Here is a 1222-nt window from a genome sequence, read left to right on the forward strand (position 1 = left end):
TTTAGTAGATGACAAAAATTAAATTTATGCTGTTAAACACTTAATTTTCAGTCGATTAAATTTGCAAAAGTCCCTGAAAATTAGTAATTTAAAGGAAAAGTTTGGACGCTTTTTCTCATGAAAACTACTAATTTCAAGGACTCGGTCAAAGTTAACCAAATCCTCCCGATTATGCAAGAGCACTTTGGTCAAAGTATGAATTTGGCACGCATAAAACTCATGGCGTTGCTGCTCCATGCACTCTGTGTGGTGCAGACTGTCAGCCTCCACAAACTGGCTGATGCGATGCCTACGGCTGTAGACAAGGATTCCAACCTCAGACGGCTCCAAAGATTCTTTGCCAAGTATGTACTTGACCTTGACATCATAGCCCGTATGATTTTCTCGCTGCTTCCTGTCAAGACCGGTCTTGTGCTGAGCATGGACCGGACCAACTGGAAGTTCGGGGAGTTCAATATCAACATTCTTATGTTAGGCATCACCTATAAAGGGATTGCCTTCCCTTTGATATTCAGCCTTCTTCCGAAACGTGGCAACTCCAATTGGGAAGAACGCAAGAAGATTATGGAACGTTTTATCCGTCTTTTCGGAGCAGACTGCATCGACTGCCTTGTGGCAGACCGCGAGTTCATCGGAAAGGAATGGACAGGATGGCTCAACAGCCGTCGCATACGGTATTACATCCGAATACGTCAGAACTTCTGGATTGTCAAGCCTTCCACCGGTGAGAGAATCCGAGCCTGGTGGCTGTTCAATGATTTGAAGGTCGGTCAGGAGAAATTCTTCCATACGCTCTTTCTTCACAAAGGGGAGTATGTCTATCTTGCCGGAAGCCGCATCAAAAACTCCGATGGAGTTCCGGAATTGCAGATTCTCATATGCTTCAATCGGCCCGAGGACGCGGTTTTGACATACAAAAAGCGATGGGAGATAGAAACGGCTTTCAGAGCCATGAAATCTTCCGGCTTTAACATCGAGGACACCCATATGCGTGATATGGAGCGCATCGCAAGGCTTGTCGCGATGGTCTGCATCGCTCTTGTATGGTCGTATCTCGTTGGTGAACATAAAGATATAAATATTAAACCGATAAAGATTCTGAAACACGGAAGAAAGGCAAAGTCGTTTGTCAAGTATGGTCTGGAAGAGATTTTTACCATACTTATGCGTTCGACTTATACCCCAAAATTTGATGTTTTCAAATTTTTGTCATCTACTTAAA

1 protein-coding gene is annotated in these 1222 nt (G+C 43.9%); it reads left to right on the forward strand.

From position 1 onward, the window contains the following. Positions 1 to 117: 117 nt before the first annotated feature. Entirely contained in the window at positions 118 to 1221 is a 1104-nt protein-coding gene (locus FW767_RS12925; RefSeq protein WP_123407240.1) for an IS4 family transposase, read from the forward strand. Position 1222 lies beyond the last annotated feature (1 nt).

The organism is Heminiphilus faecis, assembly GCF_008728965.1.
GTDB classification, from domain to species: domain Bacteria; phylum Bacteroidota; class Bacteroidia; order Bacteroidales; family Muribaculaceae; genus Muribaculum; species Muribaculum faecis.

Excerpts from the sequence above, each read along its gene's own strand:
- FW767_RS12925 (WP_123407240.1), top strand. The coding sequence starts at position 118 with ATGAAAACTACTAATTTCAAGGACTCGGTCAAAGTTAACCAAATCCTC.